The following is a 19,746-nucleotide window of genomic DNA, read 5'->3' as shown; positions in this document are numbered from 1 at the left end:
TCATGGCCGTACAGAAGCTTCCTCTCGCGAAGGCGATCAACGAATCGCTGCGCAAGGCCCTGGAGACCGATCCCAAGGTCCTGATCATGGGCGAGGACGTCGGAAAGCTCGGCGGGGTCTTCCGGGTGACCGACGGGCTCCAGAAGGACTTCGGCGAGGGCCGGGTCATCGACACCCCGCTCGCCGAGTCGGGCATCGTCGGCACGGCGATCGGCCTCGCGCTGCGCGGCTACCGCCCGGTCGTCGAGATCCAGTTCGACGGGTTCGTCTTCCCCGCGTACGACCAGATCGTCACGCAGCTCGCGAAGATGCACGCCCGCGCGCTCGGCAAGATCAAGATGCCCGTCGTGATCCGTATCCCGTACGGCGGGGGCATCGGCGCGGTCGAGCACCACTCGGAGTCCCCCGAGGCGCTCTTCGCGCACGTCGCCGGGTTGAAGATCGTCTCGCCGTCGACGTCCTCGGACGCGTACTGGATGATGCAGCAGGCCATCCTCAGCGACGACCCGGTGATCTTCTTCGAGCCGAAGCGCCGCTACTGGGACAAGAGCGAGGTCGACCCCGAGGCCATCCCCGGCCCGCTGCACAAGGCGCGGGTCGCGCTCAGCGGCTCCGATCTCACCCTGGCGGCCTACGGCCCGATGGTGAAGGTCTGCCTGGAGGCCGCCGCGGCGGCGGCCGAGGAGGGCAAGTCGCTGGAGGTCCTGGACCTGCGGTCGATCTCCCCGATCGACTTCGACACCGTCCAGACGTCGGTGGAGAAGACCGGCCGGCTGGTGGTGGTGCACGAGGCGCCGGTGTTCTACGGCTCGGGCGCGGAGATCGCCGCTCGCGTCACGGAGCGGTGTTTCTACCACCTGGAGGCCCCGGTGCTGCGCGTCGGCGGCTTCCACGCGCCGTATCCGCCGGCCCGCCTGGAGGACGAGTACCTCCCGGGCCTGGACCGGGTGCTCGACGCCGTCGACCGCTCGCTCGCGTACTGAGGAGTGCCGTGACCATGACTGCTGACACGTCCACGCGCTATCGCGAGTTCAAGATGCCCGACGTGGGCGAGGGACTCACCGAGGCCGAGATCCTCAAGTGGTACGTCCAGCCCGGTGACGTCGTCACCGACGGCCAGGTGGTGTGCGAGGTCGAGACCGCGAAGGCGGCGGTCGAACTGCCCATCCCGTACGACGGGGTGGTGCACGAGCTGCGCTTCGCCGAGGGCACGACCGTCGATGTCGGGGAGTCCATCATCACGGTGGACGTGGCGCCGGGGAGCGGGGGGGCGGAGCCGGTGGCTCCGTCGGCCCCGGAGGCTTCGGCGCCCGTTTCCGACGCGGGCTCTTCCGCCACGGGCTCCGCCTCCGCCGGGACCGGTACCGCCGCCTCTGCCGGCCGTACGCCCGTCCTCGTCGGGTACGGCGTCGCCGAGGCGTCGACCAAGCGCCGCGCCCGCCGGGGCCCCGCCGCTTCCGTCCCCGGGCAGGGGGCGGCCGCCGCCGCCGTACAGGCGGAGATGAACGGCTACGCGACCGCGCCGGCCGTACCGGTCCAGGAGCCCGCGCGGACCCGGCCGCTGGCCAAGCCGCCCGTGCGCAAGCTCGCCAAGGACCTCGGGGTGGACCTGGCGACGGTCACCCCGACCGGGCCCGACGGCGTGATCACCCGCGAGGACGTCCACGCGGCGACCGCGCCGGCCGAGCCCGTCCAGGTGCCCGCGCCCGTACCCGCCGCCGCTCCGGTGGCGGCCCCTCTCCCGGCGGCCGGCGCGCGGGAGACCCGTATCCCCATCAAGGGGGTACGGAAGGCCACGGCGGCGGCCATGGTGGGCAGCGCGTTCACCGCGCCGCACGTCACGGAGTTCGTCACCGTCGACGTGACCCGCACGATGAAGCTGGTCGAGGAGCTGAAGGCCGACAAGGAGATGGCGGGCGTGCGGGTCAACCCGCTGCTCCTCATCGCCAAGGCCCTGCTCGTCGCGATCAAGCGCCACCCCGAGGTGAACGCGGCCTGGGACGAGGCGCGCCAGGAGATCGTGGTCAAGCACTACGTGAACCTGGGCATCGCCGCCGCGACCCCGCGCGGTCTGCTCGTCCCGAACATCAAGGACGCGCACGACAAGACCCTGCCCCAACTGGCCGCCGCGCTGGGCGACCTGGTGTCCACGGCCCGCGAGGGCCGGACGACGCCGGTGGCGATGCAGGGCGGCACGGTGACCATCACCAACGTCGGGGTCTTCGGCGTGGACACCGGTACGCCTATCCTCAACCCGGGCGAGTCGGCGATCCTCGCCGTCGGCGCGATCAAGCTCCAGCCCTGGGTGCACAAGGGCAAGGTCAAGGCCCGTCAGGTCACCACCCTGGCGCTGTCCTTCGACCACCGCCTGATCGACGGGGAGCTGGGCTCCAAGGTCCTGGCGGACATCGCCGCGATCCTGGAACAGCCCAAGCGGCTGATCACCTGGGCCTGACGGCACGGCACCGGAACACGGGCGGGCCGCGGACGTTCGACGTCCGCGGCCCGCTTTCCGCTGTCCGTATGCGATCAGCTGTCCGTATGCGTTCAGTTCGTCGGCTCGTCGGCCTCTCGGCGCGCCGGATCGCGCCACATCGGGTACAGCGTGGGTCCGCCCGGCAGATCGGTGGTGACGTCCAGGTGGGCGTAGCCCAGGCGCGCGTACAGCTTCGCGCTGCGCTCGTTGCTCGCTTCCAGGTACGACGGCACGCCCTGCCGGTCGAGGTCGGCGAGGCGGTCGGTCAGCAGGGCCGTACCGAGCCCCTCGCCCAGCCGCTCCGGCCGTACGGCGACGAACGGCAGGTACTGGTGGTTCGTGTGGGTCGGGTGGTTGGCCGAGGACCGGGTGTCGAACGCCCCGATCCGCTCCGCGTGGTACGCGCCGAGGAGGGGCTCGTACAGCGACCTGAGGTCCGGCCCGTCGCCGTGCGCCGTGACGTCGACCGGCAGCCAGAGCGCCACCGCCGCGCGGTCGGGGGTCGTCCAGATCGCGCCCTCGGCGAGCGTCAGCTCCACGAAGGGGCGGAAGAACGGCGGGTGCAGCCGTACGCGGTCGGCCTCGTCCGGGAAGATCCAGCCGCTCACGGGGTCCTGGTGGAACCCGGCCGAGAGGACCGCCGTCACCTCGTCCGCGTCGGTCTCGTCCGCCCGCACGACGGATATGTTCGGCATTCCGGTCATCCCTCTTCGTCAGGAGGGGGCGGGGCCACCGTCGTGGCCCCGCCCCCTTCGTACCGGTTCGCGATCAGTGGATCGGCGCCCCGGTCAATCAGCCGTGCCGCGCGGTCAGTCCTGCTGGGCGGAGGCCGGCAGCGTGCGCAGCTTCATCGTCTTGGCGGTCTTCGTGCCGAAGCCGTAGTCGAGCAGCTTCGCGGCGTCCGCGTAACGGTCCGAGCCGTTCAGGACCACACCCACCAGCGTCTTGCTGCCACGGGTGGCGGCGAAGACCAGGCAGGGGCCCGCGGCGGTGCCGGTGCCCGTCTTGATGCCGATGGCGCCCTTGTAGGAGCCGAGGAGCTTGTTCGTGTTGTACCAGGTGTACGTGCGCTTCTTGCCCGTGCTCGTCGTCGCCGGGGCCACGTACTTCGTCGCCTTCACGACGGCGCGGAAGTTGCTGTTCTTCATCGCGTACTGCGCGATCTTCGCGAGGTCGCGCGGGGTCGTGTAGTTGTTGCCGCCCGCCGAGATGCCGTCGAACGAGTCGAACTTGGTGTTCTTGAGGCCGAGCGACTTGGCCTTCGCGTTCATCTTCGAGATGAACGACTTCTTCCGGGCGGCGACGGTGGTTCCCGTGCCGTACGTGTCGGCCAGCGCGTACGCCGCGTCGCAGCCGGAGGGCAGCATCGTCCCGTACAGCAGCTGGCGGACCGTCACCTTGTCGCCGGTCCTCAGGTCGGCGGTGCTCGCGCCTTCCTTCGTCACGTAGTCGCGGTACGCCTGCTTGACGGTGACCTTCTTGTTGAGGTCGACGCCCTTGGTGCTCAGCACCACGGCGGCCGTCATGATCTTCGTGGTGCTGGCCATCTGGCGCTTGGTGTCGGGGGCCTTGCTGAAGACCGTGGCGCTGGACGAGTTGTTCAGCAGGAAGGCGCCCTTGCCGCCGACCGTCGGTTTGGCGGCGGCCTGCGCGGAGGAGGCCAGGGGTGAGGCGGCCAGCAGGAGACCGGCGCTGAGAGCGACCACGGCGGCCCTGCGTATGCCCGGGAGGGTGGATATCAAAGGAAACGCTCCGAGTTCGCGAATGCGGTGACAAGCGAAGTGTGCGGGCCCTCCGGAAAGAGGGGTCCGGACGTAAGACTCCTGAGGATCCCCCAGGGATGTACGAGGCGCACGAGTTTGCGAATGTTTGATGTTCGGCGGGGGGCGGCGGGGGGCGGCGAGGGGCTGGGATCGGCGTCGGGCCGGGGCCCGGCGCGGTCCGCCATGCGGACGGAGGTTCTGTTGCACCTCTGTTGTATCTAAGCTGTGCGCATGCCTTCCGCCGCCCCCGTCGACCAGTCCCCTGTCGTGCAGTCCCCCGTCAAGCAGCCGCCCGCCGCCGACCGTGTCTACAGCCACATCAAGCAGGCCGTCCTCGACCGCCGCTACGAGGGCGGCACCCTCCTCACCGAGGGCGAACTCGCCGAGGCCGTCGGGGTGTCCCGTACCCCGGTCAGGGAAGCGCTGCTCAAGCTGGAGGTGGAGGGACTGATCAAGCTCTACCCCAAGAAGGGCGCGCTCGTCCTCGCCGTCTCCGTCCAGGAGATCGCCGACGTCGTCGAAACGCGGCTGCTGGTCGAGGAGTTCGCCGTACGGAAAGCGGTCCCCGCCTCCGCCCGGCTGATCGCCAGGCTGGAAGAAGTGCTGGAGGAGCAGCGCGAGAAGGCCAGGATCGGCGACCTCGCCGCCTTCGCCGTCACCGACCGCTGCTTCCACGCGGAGATCGTGCGCTACGCGGGCAACGAGATCCTGTCGAAGCTCTACGACCAGCTCAGGGACCGGCAGTTGCGGATGGGCGTGGCCGTGCTGGAGGCCCACCCCGAGCGGGTCGCCAAGAGCATCGAGGAGCACGCCGAACTCCTCGACGCCGTCAGGTCCGGCGACGCCGAGGGCGCCGCGCGGAGCATCCGCCGCCATGTGAGCCGCGTCAAGGTGCTGGTCAGGGGTGAGGACCGGTGAGCGCCGCCGCCGTCGGCCTGCCGGGCGACCCACCGGGCGGGCGCCGCGCCCTGGGCGTCTGGGGCATCGGCGTCGCGGTCTACTTCGTCGCCGTCATCTTCCGTACGAGCCTGGGGGTCGCGGGACTCGACGCGGCGGAACGTTTCGACGTCAACGCCTCCGCCCTCTCGACCTTCTCGATCCTCCAGCTTCTCGTGTACGCGGGCATGCAGATACCCGTCGGCCTCCTGGTCGACCGGGTCGGCACGAAGCGGATGCTGACGTTCGGCGTGGTCCTCTTCACCGTCGGCCAGCTGGGCTTCGCGTTCTCGACGTCGTACGGCACGGCCCTCGCCTCGCGCGCCCTGCTCGGCTGCGGCGACGCGATGACGTTCATCAGCGTCCTGCGGCTCGGCACCCGGTGGTTCCCCGCCCGGCGCGGGCCGATGATCGCGCAGGTCGCCGCGTTCTTCGGGATGGCCGGCAACCTCGTCTCCACCGTCTTCATCTCCCGCACCCTGCACGGCCTCGGCTGGACCACGACCTTCGCGGGCAGTTCGCTGGCGGGGGTGGTGGTCCTCGTGCTGCTGCTCCTGTTCCTCAAGGACCACCCGGAGGGCCATGAGCCGCCGCCCTCCCAGCACGCCGGAACGGCCTACGTGCGCAAGCAGATAGCCGAGTCCTGGCGTGAGCCGGGCACCCGCCTCGGGCTGTGGGTGCACTTCACCGGGCAGTTCCCCGCGATGATCTTCCTGCTGCTCTGGGGCATGCCGTTCCTGGTGGAGGCGCAGGGCATGTCCCGCGCCTCCGCCGGCGAACTGCTGACCCTCGTCGTGCTCTCCAACATGGTCGTCGGGCTGGTGTACGGGCAGGTCATCGGCCGCCACCACGAGGCCAGGATCCCGCTCGCCCTCGGGACGGTCGGCGCGACGGCGGTGCTGTGGGCGGCGACCCTCGCGTACCCGGGCGCGCACGCGCCGGTGTGGCTGCTGATCACGCTCTGCGTGGTCCTCGGCGCCTGCGGCCCCGCGTCGATGATCGGCTTCGACTTCGCCCGCCCCGCGAACCCGCCCGAGCGTCAGGGCACGGCCTCCGGAATCGTCAACATGGGCGGTTTTGTCGCCTCGATGTTCACGCTGCTCGCCGTCGGCGTCCTGCTGGACGCGACCGACGGCGACTACCGGATCGCCTTCTCGTCCGTCTTCGTCCTCGAAGCGCTCGGCGTGGTACAGATCCTGCGCCTGCGGGCGCGTACGCAACGGCGGGAGCGGGAGCGGCTGGTGGCGAGCCGGGTGGAGGCCGTGCACGTACCGGCGTGAGCGTGGCCGCCTGAGGCCGGGCGTGACCACGGCGGCGTGAGGCCGGGGCGTGACCGCGGCCGCGTGAGGCGTGCGGGGCCTCGCGGGCCGACTGCCCCGAACCGCTAGCGCGTGACCGCGAACTCGCGCAGGATCGCCGCCGCCAGCTCCTGGTCACCGTCGATCTTCACGCGGTCCGCCACCGCGTTGTACCGCACCCGGCCGCACGCCAGCCGGTAGTACGTCTCCCAGTCCAGCGCCAGCGACACCAGCGGGCCGAGCGAGGGCGAGCCGTCGATCGAGCCGCGGCCGTCCCCGTCCACCCGGACCGTCCGCAGGAACTCCAGCGGGCCGTGCACATCGATGACCACCGCCGAATTGGGCGGCAGGCCCGCGTCCTTGGCGACGACCTTCGGCAACGCGGCCAGCAGCGCGTCGCGGGTCACGTGGGCGCCGGGGGAGTCGAGGTTGCCCGGCCGGTTCAGGGTCGTACGGAGATCCTGCTCATGGACCCAGACGTCGAACGCCCGCCCGCGCAGGGCGGTTTCGAGGGTCTGCTCCTTGCCCAGAGGGGCCCGGACCATCGTGTCGGGCGAGCGCGTCTCGTTCCGCAGCTGACGGTTGCGGCGGATGATCGTGTACTCCAGCTCGGCGGTCATCTCCGGCGCGGTGTGGTGCCGCCGCACGTCGACCTGCATCTCCATGTACCGGGCGAACTCGGTCTGCACATGGTAGAGATCACGCGGCAGGGAGTGGATCGGACGTGGGTCCCCGAGCATTTCAGATTCCATGCCGATGACATGCGAGACGACATCGCGTACGGACCAGGCGGGGCACGGTGTGCGCCAGTTCCATTCGCCCTCGACGAGCGGCTGCACCAGCTCGACTATGGCCTCGATGGAATGGGTCCAGGCATCGGCGTAGGTTTGAAGGCTGGGATGGACGGTCACGGGACCCCTCGGCGGTTCTGCGGTACGCGGGCTGGCTTGCTTGCTGGCTGCGGTCTGCGGGCTGCGTGGGAGGCTCGGCAGCTAAGTTACGCTGCCCGATGGCACCCCGGCAGTGCTTTCGTGTGACGATCGTAGGCCCGTGTTGACGGCTCGAATGCCAGGACGGTGGTACTGTGCGCGCCTCTCTCCTCCAGATCGCAGTAGACCCGGACGAATCGGTCGAATCCCGCAGGGGGCGGGTGGCGGCGCTGGTACGGGAACAGCGCGGCGCGGACCTGGTGGTGCTGCCGGAACTGTGGCCCATGGGGGCATTCGCGTACGAACTTTTTGCCGTGGAGGCGGAAACGCCGGACGGCCCGACGTTCGAGGCGATGTCGGCGGCGGCGCGTGACGCGGGGGTCTGGCTGCACGCGGGGTCGATCGTGGAGCGGGTCCGGGACGGGGGTTCCGACCGCCTCTTCAACACCTCGCTGGTCATCTCCCCCGCCGGCGAGCTGGTCCGTACGTACCGCAAGATCCACCGCTTCGGCTTCGACAAGGGCGAGGCGACGCTGATGGACGCGGGCGCCGAACTGGTCACGGTGGCGCTCCCCGACACCACGATCGGCCTCGCCACCTGCTACGACCTGCGCTTCCCCGAGCTCTTCCGGGGTCTGGTCGACGCGGGCGCGCAGGTGCTCGTCGTCCCGGCCGGCTGGCCCGCGCGGCGGCGCGCGCACTGGTCGCTGCTGGCGAGGGCCCGCGCGGTGGAGAACCAGTCGTACGTCCTGGCCTGCGGGACCGCCGGGACCCACGCGGGCGTGGAGCAGGCGGGGCACAGCGTGGTCGTGGACCCGTGGGGCGAGGTGCTGGCCGAGGCGGGGGACGACGAGGAGGTCCTGACGGTCGAGCTGGACCCGGCGCGGGTGGCGGTGACGCGCGAGCAGTTCCCGGCGCTGAAGGACCGCCGGCTGGGCCTGGCGGCCCCGCCGGCACGCGACTGAGCCGTTCTACGGCAGCCGCGTCCCGCTGTTCACGTAGGTCGAGTCGGCCGTCGTCACGTTCTTGGCACCGCGCAGGTCCGTGCCGCGCAGGCTCGTGAAGCGCAGGTTCGCACCGCGGAGGTCCGCACCGCGCAGATCCGCGTCGTCCAGGTCGGCGCCGCGGAGGTTCGCGCCGCGGAGGTTCGCGCCGCGCAGGTCCGCCTCGCCCAACTTCGTACTGGTCATGTCCGCGCCGGACAGGTTCGCACCGGGCAGGTCCGCACCGTCCAGGAACGTGCTGCTCAGGTCCGCGTCCCTCAGGTCCGCCCTCCTCAGGTCCGCGTAGGTCATCTGCGCCAGGCTCAGATTCGCGTCGCGCAGGTTCGCACCGCTCAGGAACGCGCTGCCCAGGTCCGCGCCGGTCAGGTCCGCACCGCCGAGAGCCGCCGGTGACACCAGGCTTTCTGAGCCGAGTTCGACGCTGTCGAGCTTGGCGTCACGGAGGTCCGGGCGGAAGGCGCCGTCGTGCGCCGGGTCGCGGGTGGCGAGGACGGTGAGGGCGGCCTGGATGTCGGCCGTGACGTCCTGGCTCCTCGGCGCGGGCTTCGCCGCGTGGGTGCGGATGTAGGTGGCGAGGACATTGGCGATGGTGGGATGGTCGCGGCGGGAGTCCTGCATGATCCGCTGCAAGGCGTAGATGCCGCCCAGCGGCACGTCCGTCTTGTCGCTGCCGAGGTTTCCGACCGCGGCGGTGTACCGGTCGGTGATCTGCCCCTCTTTGGCCAGCGCCCGGTCGTCGCGGGCCTGATCGCTGGAGTACCAGAGCCCCGCCACCGCCACGACCGCGGCGATCACCACGGTGGACAGCTCAAGCTTGCGCGCCCAGTCCAGGCCCCCATGCCGTTCCTCACCCTCGGGGGCGGTCCGCGGAGGCCGGGCGGAGCTCGTACCCGGGCCGGCAGGAGTCCGGGCAGCGAGACGGGTCGTACGGCGCAACCGCGGGCGACGGGCAGGCGCAGGACGGGCAGGTGTAGGAGGCATGCCGCCATTCGACCCCGAACTCCTGCTCCACCGCAGCGACTTCGGCTCCGTTCGCCGATCAGTCACCGGCAACGCCACCGCCACCGCCACCGCCACCGTTCTTCGAACGGCGCGGCGGCTTCTCAGTCCTCGCCCTCCCGCTCCTTCTCCGCCATCCGGATCACGCACACCGCCACCGCGAGGAGCAGGGCGTGGTCCGAGTCGTCCCGTACGACCTCCACGCCGTACGTCTCCCGTACCCGCAGCCAGCGGCGCGAGATGTCCGCCAGCAGTTCGCCGTCGTACTCGACCGCGAACTCCCGGTCCAGGATCCGGCCGCTGACCTCCAGGTCGGAGCCGTCGGCGAGGCTCACCCGGTAGTGGTTGCGCAGGAGCGACAGCCGCTTCTTGCGGATGGTCGCGAGGGTCTCGCCGTCCCGCTCCAGCGTCATCGTGTCCCGCAGGCTGACCAGCTTCTGCCGCAGCGTGATCAGCACCCGCCCGTCGGTGTCCTTGAGCTCCAGCGTGTCGCGGAGCCGCAGCGCCTTGCCGTCGACGAGGAAGGCCTTGCGGCCGTCCTCGTCCTCGATCCAGTAGTCGTCACCGATCGCGAAGATCTTGTCGCGTACGAGATATTTCATGCGGAACGCCTACCCGGGGACCACTGCGTCGTACCGGTGACGCACCAGAGTCACCGCCTCGTCCAGTTGTTCCCGTTCGGCGTCGGAGAGGGTGGGATTGGCGGCGCGCCGCTCCCGTACGTCCAGGAGGAGGTCCTCGAAGGGCTCCCCAGCATCATCCGCCACCGGCCCCGCGGCCCGCAGCAGCGCCACCAGCCCCGCCCCCGCGCCGTCGGCCAGGGGCGCGTCGCTCACCGCCACCTGCGCCAGGATGAGCGCGGACATCGCCAGGTCGAGGCCGGGCGCGCCCTCCTCGGTGTTGCTCCAGTCGATCACCACGGGCCCGCCCGGGGTGAGCATCACGTTGTCCGGGTGGAGGTCGAGGTGCAGCACCCGGTCCCCGGGCCGCGCCCCGACGCGTGCGGGCACCGCGTGCAGCCGCCGCAGCAGCCCGGCCAGTTGCGCCCCCGCCGCCTCGGGAGTGGTCCCGCCGTGCGCCAGTGTCTCCAGCATCGTCGGCCCCGACAGCCGCTCCATCACCAGCTCGCGGGGCACTTCGGGCCGGGGCGGCCGGACGCGCGGCACCGGATAGCCGTGCTCCCGCAGATGCCCCATGACCACCGCCTCGGGGCCGGCGTCCAGCCCGACCCGGTAGCGCCGCAGCACCCACCCCTCGCCGTACGCGTACACGTCCGCGCTTCTGCCCGTCCCCAGCAGCTCCCCAGTTCGCATCCCGAGAAGGTAAGCGGCGCCCGGCCTCCCGGTCGAGAGGGTCCCGGGCCGAAATGGCACCCTTGACACATGAACGCTGCTTCCCCGGCCCCGCGCCGTGTCCGTGTCCGCGCTCCCGAGCTGGTCGGGAAGGGTGGCTGGCTGAATACGGGTGACACCTCCTACACCCTCGCCGACCTGCGGGGACGTATCGTCGTACTCGATTTCTGGACGTTCTGCTGCATCAACTGCCTGCACGTCCTGGACGAGCTGCGGGAGCTGGAGGAGAAGCACCGGGACACGGTGGTGATCATCGGGGTGCACTCGCCGAAGTTCGTGCACGAGGCCGAGCACCAGGCGGTGGTCGACGCCGTCGAGCGGTACGAGGTGCACCACCCGGTCCTGGACGATCCCGAGCTGGCGACCTGGAAGCAGTACGCCGTGCGGGCGTGGCCGACGCTGGTCGTGATCGATCCCGAGGGGTACGTCGTCGCGCAGCACGCGGGCGAGGGGCACGCGCACGCCATCGAGAAGCTCGTGGAGGAGCTGGAGGCCGAGCACGCGGCCAAGGGGACGCTGCGGCGCGGGGACGGGCCGTACGTGGCGCCCGAGGCCGTGGCCACGGATCTGCGGTTCCCCGGGAAGGCGGTCGTGCTGCCGGGGAGCGGGAACTTCCTCGTGTCCGACTCCACCCGCCACCAGCTGGTGGAGCTGGAGCCGGACGGCGAGACCGTCGTACGGCGGATCGGGACCGGCGGGCGCGGGTTCGGACCGGATTCGTTCAGCGAGCCGCAGGGGCTGGCGCTGCTGCCCGACGGCACGGTGGTCGTCGCCGACACCGTGAACCACGCGCTGCGTACGTACGACCCGGTCAGCGGCGAGATCAGGACCGTCGCCGGGACGGGGCGGCAGTGGTGGCAGGGGTCCCCGACCTCGGGGCCCGCCCTGGAGGTCGACCTCTCGTCGCCGTGGGACGTGGCGTGGTGGGCGGACCGGGTGTGGATCGCGATGGCCGGCGTGCACCAGCTGTGGACGTACGACCCGGCCACCGGGACGGTCGAGGTCGCGGCCGGCACGACCAACGAGGGGCTGGTGGACGGCCCCGCGGCGGAGGCGTGGTTCGCGCAGCCGTCGGGTCTCGCGGCGGCGGGGGACCGGCTGTGGGTGGCGGACTCGGAGACGAGCGCGCTGCGCTACGTGGAACGGACCACGGAGCCGGAGGACTTCACCGTGCACACCGCCGTGGGAACGGGCCTCTTCGACTTCGGCCACCGCGACGGCCCCGCCGAACAGGCCCTGCTCCAGCACCCGTTGGGGGTCACCGCGCTGCCGGACGGCTCCGTCGCGGTGTCGGACACGTACAACCACGCCCTGCGCCGCTTCGACCCCGCGACGGGTGAGGTGACGACGCTCGCCACGGACCTGCGCGAGCCCTCCGCCGCCGTGCTGGTGGGCGAGGACATCGTGGTGGTGGAGTCCGCGCGCCACCGGCTGACCCGGCTGCGGCTGCCCGACGAGGCGGTACGGGTCGAGTCCGTCGCCCACCGCACCCAGCGTGCGGCCACCGAAGTGGCGCCGGGCGCACTGCGGTTGGACATCGTCTTCACTGCCCCGTCGGGCCAGAAACTCGACACCCGCTACGGCCCGTCGACCCGCCTGCTGGTCTCCTCGACCCCGCCCGAACTCCTGGCAGAGGGCTCCGGCGCCGGCACGGACCTCCACCGGGCCCTGCTCCTGGCCGACGACGCCACGGAAGGCGTCCTGCACGTCTCCGCGATGGCCGCGTCCTGCGACGACGACCCGTCGAACGAGTACCCGGCCTGCCACGTCCACCAACAGGACTGGGGCGTCCCGATCCACGTAACCACGGCCGGCACCTCCCGCCTCGCCCTGGTCCTGGCAGGAATGGACACGGACCCCCCGGAGACGACCGCCTGAGCGGACACAACAGCCGCCTGAGCGGACACACGCGTCCGGTCCGGGCCTTAGCTGTCCACCGGACCGGAGACAGGTGTCAGAAACCCCTGCGGTCGTCCTGTTGGACCACCGTGGGGGCGACGACGGCGCGCCTGCGGCGGGCGATGCTGGTGAAGGTGGCTATGCCGATGATGCCCACCGCCATCATGATCAGGCCGACCAGGTCGAGGTTCACGCTGTCGGAGTGCCAGTCGGTCGCGAACGTGAGGATGGCTCCCACGCCGATCAGTGCGATACATCCGCCGATGCCCATGACTTCCGCCTCCTGTTGACCGTTGACAGTTGGCCGTTACGGGCCTGTGCCTCGGGTACCCCGGTCCGGAACAGCCATGCGGGGGCGGAAGTTCGGCTTCCCCGTGGGGCTTCCGGGATCAGGTCTCCAGGAAGGCGACCAGCGTGTTGGCCAGCATGTACGGGTCGTCCGCGCCGCACAGTTCGCGGGCGCTGTGCATCGACAGGATCGCCACGCCGATGTCGACCGTCTGGATGCCGTGCCGGGCCGCGGTGATCGGGCCGATCGTCGTGCCGCACGGCATCGAGTTGTTGGAGACGAACGACTGCCACGGCACCCCCGCCCTCTCGCAGGCCGCCGCGAACACCGCCCGGCCGCTGCCGTCCGTCGCGTACCGCATGTTGACGTTGACCTTGAGGATCGGGCCGCCGTTGGGGCGGGGCTTGTGCGTCGGGTCGTGGCGGTCGCCGTAGTTGGGGTGCACGGCGTGGCCCGTGTCCGACGACAGGCAGACCGTACCGGCGAAGGCCCGCGCCCGGTCCTCGTACGTACCGCCCCGGGAGAGCACCGAGCGCTCCAGGACCGTGCCGAGCAGCGGGCCGTCCGCGCCGGTGTCCGACTGTGAGCCGTTCTCCTCGTGGTCGAAGGCGGCGAGGACGGGGATGTGCGGGAGCGCGCCGCCGCCGGGGCCGGCGACCGCGGCGAGGGCGGCCGTCGCCGCGTGCACGGACAGGAGGTTGTCCATCCGCGGCCCCGCCACCAGCTCCTCGTCGCGGCCCAGGTACGAGGGGCGTTCGATGGCGTGCGGCATGAGGTCCCAGCCGGTGATGTCGTCCGCCTCGACGCCGGTCTCCTCCGCCACGAAGCGGATCAGGTCGCCCTCCTCGGGCCGGCCGAGCCCCCAGATCGGCTGCATGTGGCGCTGTCTGTCGAGCTTGAGGCCGTCCGTGTTCGCCGACCGGTCCAGGTGGACGGCGAGTTGGGGGACCCGCAGCAGCGCGCGGTCGACGTTCACGAGCCGGTTCGAGCCGTCGCGCAGGGTGATACGGCCCGCCAGCCCTAGGTCCCGGTCGAGCCAGGTGTTGAGCAGCGTCCCGCCGTAGATCTCGACGGCGATCTGCCGCCAGCCGTACGAACCGGTGTCGGGAAGGGGCTTGACCCGCAGGTTCGGCGAGTCGGTGTGGGCGCCGACGATCCGGAAGGGGGTGTGCGGCAGGGCGTCCTCCGGTACGTACCAGGCGATGATCGCACCGCCGCGCAGGACGAACTTCCCACCCGTCGCCCCGTCCCAGGCGTCCGTCTCCGCCACCTGCCGAAACCCGGCCTTCTCCAACCGCTCCGCGGCGTTGGCCACCGCGTGGTACGGCGAAGGGCTCGCCGCGAGGAAGGACATGAGGTCGTCGGTGTGGCCGCGGTCGAAGCGGGCGGAAGTGCTCATGGGGTTCACCATAACGACGGGGCGTGACAGTGGGATCGCCACAGGTTGTTACGGGGGGAATGCGGGGACGGCACGGGGTGGGGAGGGGGCGCACGCCGGCCCGGGCGGCCGGTCGCGAGCGGCGGGAGGACCCCGGACACGCCGCAGGACGCTCCCCCCGAAATCCCTGGGGGAAGCGTCCTGTGGTCGGTGATCGATCGGTGGTCAGTGGTCGGTCCGCCGGGTGTGACCCGGTGCGCTCAGAACGCCGACTCGGGCAGCTCCATCAGCGAGTTGTCCACCGACTCCGCCAGCGTGCGCTGCGCCGACACCCCGGGCAGCACGTTCGCCGCGAAGAACTTCGCCGCCGCGATCTTGCCCTGGTAGAACGCCACGTCCTTCGCCGCCGCCGTCTCCAGCTTCTCCGCCGCCACGGCCGCGCCGCGCAGCAGCAGGTACGCGACGACCACGTCACCCGAGACCATCAGCAGGCGGGTGGTGTTGAGGCCGACCTTGTAGATGTTCGCGACGTCCTCGCCGGTGGCCGTGAGGTCCGCCAGCATCCGGCCGACGATCGCCTCCAGGTCGACGGCGGCCTTGGCGAGCGCGTCCCTGGCCGGCGCCAGGTCCGTACCGCCCGTGGAGACGGCGAGGAACTTCTTGATCTCCTCGGCGAGGGTGTTCAGCGCCTGGCCCTGGTCGCGGACGATCTTCCGGAAGAAGAAGTCCTGGCCCTGGATGGCGGTGGTGCCCTCGTAGAGGGTGTCGATCTTGGCGTCCCGGATGTACTGCTCGACCGGGTACTCCTGGAGGTAGCCGGAGCCGCCGAACGTCTGGAGCGACTGCGCGAGCTGTTCGTACGACCGCTCGGAGCCGTACCCCTTCACGATCGGCAGCAGCAGGTCGTTGAGCCCGGCGAGCGCCTTCACGTCCTCGCCCGCGGCCTCCTTGAGGGCGATCTCGTCCTGCACCGACGCGGTGTACATGACGAGGGCCCGCATGCCTTCCGCGTACGCCTTCTGCGTCATGAGCGAGCGGCGCACGTCCGGGTGGTGCGTGATGGTGACCTTGGGCGCGGCCTTGTCCATGAACTGCGCGAGGTCGGGGCCCTGGACGCGCTCCTTGGCGTACTCCAGCGCGTTCAGGTAGCCGGTGGAGAGCGTGGCGATGGCCTTCGTGCCGACCATCATCCGGGCGAACTCGATGATGCGGAACATCTGGCGGATGCCGTCGTGCTTGTCGCCGATGAGCCAGCCCCGCGCGGGGCGGCCGTCGCCGAAGGTCATCTCGCAGGTGTTGGAGGCCTTGAGGCCCATCTTGTGCTCGACGTTCGTGGCCTTCACGCCGTTGCGCTCGCCCAGCTCGCCGGTCTCCCAGTCGAACTCGTACTTCGGTACGAGGAAGAGGGACAGGCCCTTCGTGCCGGGTCCCGCGCCCTCGGGGCGGGCGAGGACGTAGTGGAGGATGTTCTCCGACATGTCGTGCTCGCCGGACGTGATGAAGCGCTTCACGCCCTCGATGTGCCACGTGCCGTCGTCCTGCTGGACCGCCTTCGTGCGGCCCGCGCCGACGTCCGAGCCCGCGTCCGGCTCGGTGAGGACCATCGTGGACGCCCACTGCCGCTCGACGGCGAGCGAGGCGACCTTCTTCTGGGCCTCGTTGCCCTCCTCGAAGAGGATGCCGGCGAAGGCCGGGCCCGACGCGTACATCCACACCGCCGGGTTGGCGCCCAGCACCAGCTCCGCGTACGCCCAGATCAGGGAGCGGGGGGCCGTCGTGCCGCCGATCTCCTCGGGCAGGCCCAGCCGCCAGTACTCGGCGTCCATGAACGCCTGGTAGCTCTTCTTGAAGGCCGCGGGGACCGGGGCGGTGTGGGTCTCCGGGTCGAAGACGGGCGGGGTGCGGTCGGCCTCGGCGAAGGACGCGGCCAGATCGTTCTCCGCCAGGCGGGCGATCTCGCCGAGGACGCTCTTCGCCGTCTCCACGTCCATCTCCGCGAACGGACCCGTGCCGTAGAGCTTGTCGCGCCCGAGGACCTCGAAGAGGTTGAACTCGATGTCGCGGAGATTCGACTTGTAGTGCCCCATGGCGACTGCTCCGTAAGGCTCGGGGAGGCGGATTCCTCAGACATGTACCAGTTAGTAGCTCCGATGATGCTACCCATGGGTAATAAGATGCAACCCCGTCCGGGCTTCTGTGACGAGGTCCACCGGGGGGCGTCGGGGGGCGCCCGGGAGCACCCGGGAGGCGCCGGGGAGCATCGAGGGGCATCCGGAGGCGGACCCGGCCCCTGCGGGCGCTGATTCTCAGTACTCTTGCGGTCATGTACGGCTACGACCAGACCCCGGGCGCTCAGCAGCAGTACGCGCACCCGCAGCAGCAGCCGCAGCAGCCGATGGGCGGTGTCGGTGTCGGCGGGTACGGCGAGCAGCCCCTGTATCCGGAACCATCACCTCCGTCGCTGGGTGACGCCGTGCGGGCGTTCACGACGGGGTCGCTGTCGGCCGAGGACTTCCAGCAGATCTTCGCGACGTCGAAGGTCTACTGTCCGCGCGGCGACAATCCGGGGTTCCTGGCGCTGCACAACACGCAGCAGCCGGTGATCCCGATGTTCAGCACGCTCAAGGAGCTGCGGCGGTACGCGGGCAAGGAGTCGAAGTACTTCGTGATCACGGGCGCGGAGGTGATCGACCTGCTGCCGACGGGGTACGGCTTCGTGCTCGACATGGAGGGGGACCACCGGATGGTGTTCGACGCCAAGGCGGTCGAGCAGATGGTGGACTTCGCGATGAGGCGGATGTACGGCTGAGGGCTCGACCCGGCCTGCGCCGAGGGCCCGTACCGACGCGGTACGGGCCCTTTCGCGTGCCCGGCCACAGGTGCGCGCACGCCCGGGAATGAAGCGCGCCTTGCCAGATGTTCACCGTTCAACTAAATTGAGCGTTGACTTCATCGAGGAGGACCTCATGCCCGCAGTGACCGTCGAAAACCCGCTGACCCTGCCGCGCGTCGCTGCCCCCGCCGACGCCGTGGCCCGTCCCGTACTCGCCGTCTCGACGGCGCCCGGCGGCTTCGAGGGAGAGGGCTTCCCGGTGCGCCGCGCGTTCGCGGGGATCAACTACACCCATCTCGACCCGTTCATCATGATGGACCAGATGGGTGAGGTGGACTACGCGCCGGGCGAGCCCAAGGGGACCCCGTGGCACCCGCACCGCGGCTTCGAGACCGTGACCTACATCATCGACGGCACCTTCATCCACCAGGACAGCAACGGTGGCGGCGGGACGATCATGAACGGCGACACGCAGTGGATGACGGCGGGCTCCGGCCTGCTGCACATCGAGACGCCGCCGGAGTCGCTGGTGATGTCGGGCGGCCTGTTCCACGGCCTCCAGCTGTGGGTGAACCTGCCGGCGGCGGACAAGATGATGAACCCCCGCTACCAGGACATCCGCGGCGGCCAGGTGCAGCTGCTCACCTCGCACGACGGCGGTGCGCTGCTCCGGGTGATCGCGGGCGAGCTGGACGGCCACGAGGGCCCCGGCATCACGCACACGCCGATCACGATGGTCCACGCGACACTGCGGCCCGGCGCGGAGATCACGCTGCCGTGGCGCGAGGACTTCAACGGGATCGCGTACGTCCTGGCGGGGCGCGGCGCGGTCGGTACGGACCGGCGGCCGGTCCACACCGGGCAGACCGCGGTGTTCGGGGCGGGCGGTTCGCTGACCGTACGGGCGGACGAGTCGCAGGACTCGAACACCCCGGACCTGGAGGTCGTGCTGCTCGGCGGGCGTCCGATCCGTGAGCCGATGGCGCACTACGGGCCGTTCGTGATGAACAGCCAGGCGGAGCTGAAGCAGGCGTTCGACGACTTCCAGGCGGGCCGGCTGGGGACCGTGCCGGTCCCGCACGTGCAGTAAGCAGGCTCTTCCGGCCTCGGGTCCGGCGGGCGCGTCAGCCCGCCGGACCGGGGGGCGGCGTGGTCGGGTGGGCGGGTGAAGATGCCCTCGCCGTCACCGCTGCTGCCCCGGGGTGCCTCGCGGTTCGCCGCCTGGTGCGGGGTGATCGTGCTGGCCGCCGCGGTGGGGGCGGTGGTGATCTGGCTGTCGCTGACGCTCAAGGCGGTCGTGACGCCGGTGCTGCTCGCCATTCTCGGCACGGCGCTGCTGGGTCCTGTGTACGGGTGGCTCGTCAGGCTGAGGGTGAACCGGTCGGTCGCGGCCTTCCTGACGTGCCTGTGTGTCGTGGTGGTGGTCGGCGGGGCGGGGTACATCGTCGTCAACGCGCTCGTCGACAACGGGAACCAGATCGTGTCGTCGGTACGGGACGCGGCGAAGACGCTCTCGGAGCACTTCGGGTTCGCGGGGGCGTCGCTGGACGACCTCGCGAAGAACGCGAAGTCGCTGCTCTCGCGGTACGGGGCGACCGCGGCGTCCGAGGTGGTCAACGGGATCAGCGTGGTGGCGGAGCTGATCGCCACGGCGGTGCTGGCGCTGCTGCTGATCTTCTTCTTCCTGCGGGACGGGGAGCGGATCGCGCGGGCGTTCCGTTCACTGGCGCCGGCGTCGACGGGGGAGACGGCCGAGGCGATGGCCCGGCACGCGTTCCGGGCGGTGGCGGGGTTCATGCACGGGACGTCGCTGATCGCGCTGATCGACGCGGTGTGCATCACGGTGGGGCTGCTGATCCTGCGGGTGCCGGGGGCGATCGGGCTGGGCGCGCTGGTGTTCGTGGGCGCGTACGTGCCGTTCGTCGGGGCGCTGCTCTCCGGCTCGGTCGCGGTGCTGGTCGCGCTTGCCGACCGTGGCGTGGTCATCGGGTTGTGGGTGCTGGCGGTGCTGATCGTGGTGGAGGCGGTGGAGGGGCACTTGCTCCAGCCCTTGATCCAGAGCCGTACGGTGCAGATGCATCCGGCGGTGATCCTTCTGGCGATTACCGCGGGGGCGGGGACGGCGGGGATTCTGGGGACGCTGTTGGCGGTGCCGCTAACCGCGGCGGCGCTGGGGGTCCTCTCGGAGGCCCGCCTCCGAATGGGCCCCGGGGGCCCACCCCCGGAGCCCCCCTCCGGCGGCGCCCCGCCGCCCCCGGAGGACCCTGACACGCCGCCGGACGCGCGTGGGGTGGGCTCCCCCGGTGAGGAATCCACGGCTGATCCGACGCGGCCTGCGACCCCACCTCGTCCTCAATCGCCGGACGGGCTTGGTGTGGGTGCCCCCGGTCGGGAATCTGCGGGTGCGACGCTCCGTGGCTTGGGGCGGCGGTGGCGGCTCAGGTGGGGGCGTGGGGGTCGGCGGAGCCGGTGATGTGGGGGGCCTATCAAGCCCGTCCGGCGATTGAGGACAACGCGCGGCCGTAGGCCGCGTTCCGTGACGGGGGGCGGGGGCGCCCGTCAAGCCCGTCCGGCGATTGAGGACAAAGCG

Annotated in this window: 17 protein-coding genes and 1 pseudogene; 9 read left to right on the top strand and 9 right to left on the bottom strand. The window is 71.0% G+C overall.

The window, feature by feature from the left end; translation table 11 throughout:
* Positions 1–2 precede the first annotated feature (2 nt).
* A complete protein-coding gene (locus GT042_RS02340) occupies positions 3–983 on the top strand; it encodes an alpha-ketoacid dehydrogenase subunit beta (RefSeq protein WP_161307024.1) in 981 nt (326 codons plus the stop codon).
* A gap of 14 nt (positions 984–997) precedes the next feature.
* A complete protein-coding gene (locus GT042_RS02335) occupies positions 998–2,455 on the top strand; it encodes a dihydrolipoamide acetyltransferase family protein (RefSeq protein WP_161307023.1) in 1,458 nt (485 codons plus the stop codon).
* Between the two features lie 92 nt (positions 2,456–2,547).
* Here the strand turns inward: GT042_RS02335 and GT042_RS02330 are convergent, their stop codons facing one another.
* Positions 2,548–3,171 (bottom strand): GNAT family N-acetyltransferase, encoded by a 624-nt coding sequence (locus GT042_RS02330; RefSeq protein WP_161307022.1) that lies wholly within the window; start codon positions 3,169–3,171, stop codon positions 2,548–2,550.
* Positions 3,172–3,285: 114 nt separating this feature from the next.
* Positions 3,286–4,218 carry a serine hydrolase gene (locus GT042_RS02325; RefSeq protein WP_202532248.1) on the bottom strand — a complete coding sequence of 311 codons (933 nt, stop codon included), beginning with the start codon at positions 4,216–4,218 and terminating at the stop codon, positions 3,286–3,288.
* 252 nt (positions 4,219–4,470) lie between these two features.
* Here GT042_RS02325 and GT042_RS02320 point away from each other — a divergent pair, with 252 nt between their 5' ends.
* Complete coding sequence (locus GT042_RS02320; protein ID WP_161307021.1) at positions 4,471–5,157, top strand: GntR family transcriptional regulator; 687 nt, start codon at positions 4,471–4,473, stop codon at positions 5,155–5,157.
* Positions 5,154–6,455: an MFS transporter gene (locus GT042_RS02315; protein WP_161307020.1), complete on the top strand. Its 1,302-nt coding sequence runs from the start codon at positions 5,154–5,156 to the stop codon at positions 6,453–6,455. Before GT042_RS02320 ends, GT042_RS02315 begins: the two co-directional genes overlap by 4 nt.
* A 104-nt stretch (positions 6,456–6,559) precedes the next feature.
* Here the strand turns inward: GT042_RS02315 and GT042_RS02310 are convergent, their stop codons facing one another.
* A complete protein-coding gene (locus tag GT042_RS02310; protein WP_161307019.1) occupies positions 6,560–7,384 on the bottom strand; it encodes a maleylpyruvate isomerase family mycothiol-dependent enzyme in 825 nt (274 codons plus the stop codon).
* A gap of 173 nt (positions 7,385–7,557) precedes the next feature.
* Between GT042_RS02310 and GT042_RS02305 the strand changes: the two genes are divergently transcribed.
* Positions 7,558–8,367, top strand: a complete 810-nt coding sequence (locus GT042_RS02305) for a carbon-nitrogen family hydrolase (RefSeq protein ID WP_161307018.1) — start codon at positions 7,558–7,560, stop codon at positions 8,365–8,367.
* A 6-nt stretch (positions 8,368–8,373) separates the two neighbouring features.
* On the opposite strand, the gene GT042_RS02300 is transcribed toward GT042_RS02305, so the two are convergent.
* The 3 genes from GT042_RS02300 to GT042_RS02290 form a co-directional block, all read right to left on the bottom strand.
* Complete coding sequence (locus GT042_RS02300; protein WP_161307017.1) at positions 8,374–9,204, bottom strand: pentapeptide repeat-containing protein; 831 nt, start codon at positions 9,202–9,204, stop codon at positions 8,374–8,376.
* 305 nt (positions 9,205–9,509) lie between these two features.
* Positions 9,510–10,007, bottom strand: coding sequence for an LURP-one-related family protein (locus GT042_RS02295; protein ID WP_161307016.1), 498 nt, complete (start codon positions 10,005–10,007; stop codon positions 9,510–9,512).
* 9 nt (positions 10,008–10,016) lie between these two features.
* Positions 10,017–10,718, bottom strand: coding sequence for a phosphotransferase (locus tag GT042_RS02290; protein ID WP_161307015.1), 702 nt, complete (start codon positions 10,716–10,718; stop codon positions 10,017–10,019).
* Positions 10,719–10,787: 69 nt separating this feature from the next.
* On the opposite strand from GT042_RS02290, the gene GT042_RS02285 reads away from it, so the two are divergent.
* Positions 10,788–12,635, top strand: coding sequence for an NHL domain-containing thioredoxin family protein (locus tag GT042_RS02285; protein ID WP_161307014.1), 1,848 nt, complete (start codon positions 10,788–10,790; stop codon positions 12,633–12,635).
* Positions 12,636–12,711: 76 nt separating this feature from the next.
* Here GT042_RS02285 and GT042_RS02280 read toward each other — a convergent pair whose 3' ends face one another.
* The 3 genes from GT042_RS02280 to GT042_RS02270 all read right to left on the bottom strand — a co-directional run bounded on the left by GT042_RS02280 (position 12,712) and on the right by GT042_RS02270 (position 16,410).
* Entirely contained in the window at positions 12,712–12,927 is a 216-nt protein-coding gene (locus GT042_RS02280) for a DUF6458 family protein (protein WP_161307013.1), read from the bottom strand.
* A gap of 118 nt (positions 12,928–13,045) precedes the next feature.
* Positions 13,046–14,344, bottom strand: coding sequence for a M18 family aminopeptidase (locus GT042_RS02275; protein WP_161307012.1), 1,299 nt, complete (start codon positions 14,342–14,344; stop codon positions 13,046–13,048).
* A gap of 239 nt (positions 14,345–14,583) precedes the next feature.
* Positions 14,584–16,410 carry an acyl-CoA dehydrogenase gene (locus tag GT042_RS02270; protein WP_161307011.1) on the bottom strand — a complete coding sequence of 609 codons (1,827 nt, stop codon included), beginning with the start codon at positions 16,408–16,410 and terminating at the stop codon, positions 14,584–14,586.
* A gap of 236 nt (positions 16,411–16,646) precedes the next feature.
* Here GT042_RS02270 and GT042_RS02265 point away from each other — a divergent pair, with 236 nt between their 5' ends.
* From GT042_RS02265 to GT042_RS02255, 3 genes and pseudogenes are all read left to right on the top strand, one after another.
* Complete coding sequence (locus GT042_RS02265) at positions 16,647–17,132, top strand: SseB family protein (RefSeq protein ID WP_161307010.1); 486 nt, start codon at positions 16,647–16,649, stop codon at positions 17,130–17,132.
* A 157-nt stretch (positions 17,133–17,289) separates the two neighbouring features.
* Positions 17,290–18,246, top strand: a complete 957-nt coding sequence (locus GT042_RS02260) for a pirin family protein (protein WP_161307009.1) — start codon at positions 17,290–17,292, stop codon at positions 18,244–18,246.
* Between the two features lie 81 nt (positions 18,247–18,327).
* Positions 18,328–19,338, top strand: a pseudogene (locus GT042_RS02255) (AI-2E family transporter); the annotation flags it as partial.
* Positions 19,339–19,746 lie beyond the last annotated feature (408 nt).

It is taken from the genome of Streptomyces sp. SID3212, assembly GCF_009865405.1.
Classification (GTDB): domain Bacteria; phylum Actinomycetota; class Actinomycetes; order Streptomycetales; family Streptomycetaceae; genus Streptomyces.
The sequence above is the reverse complement of the archived record's forward strand: the minus strand, read 5'-3'. Positions and strand labels throughout refer to the sequence as shown.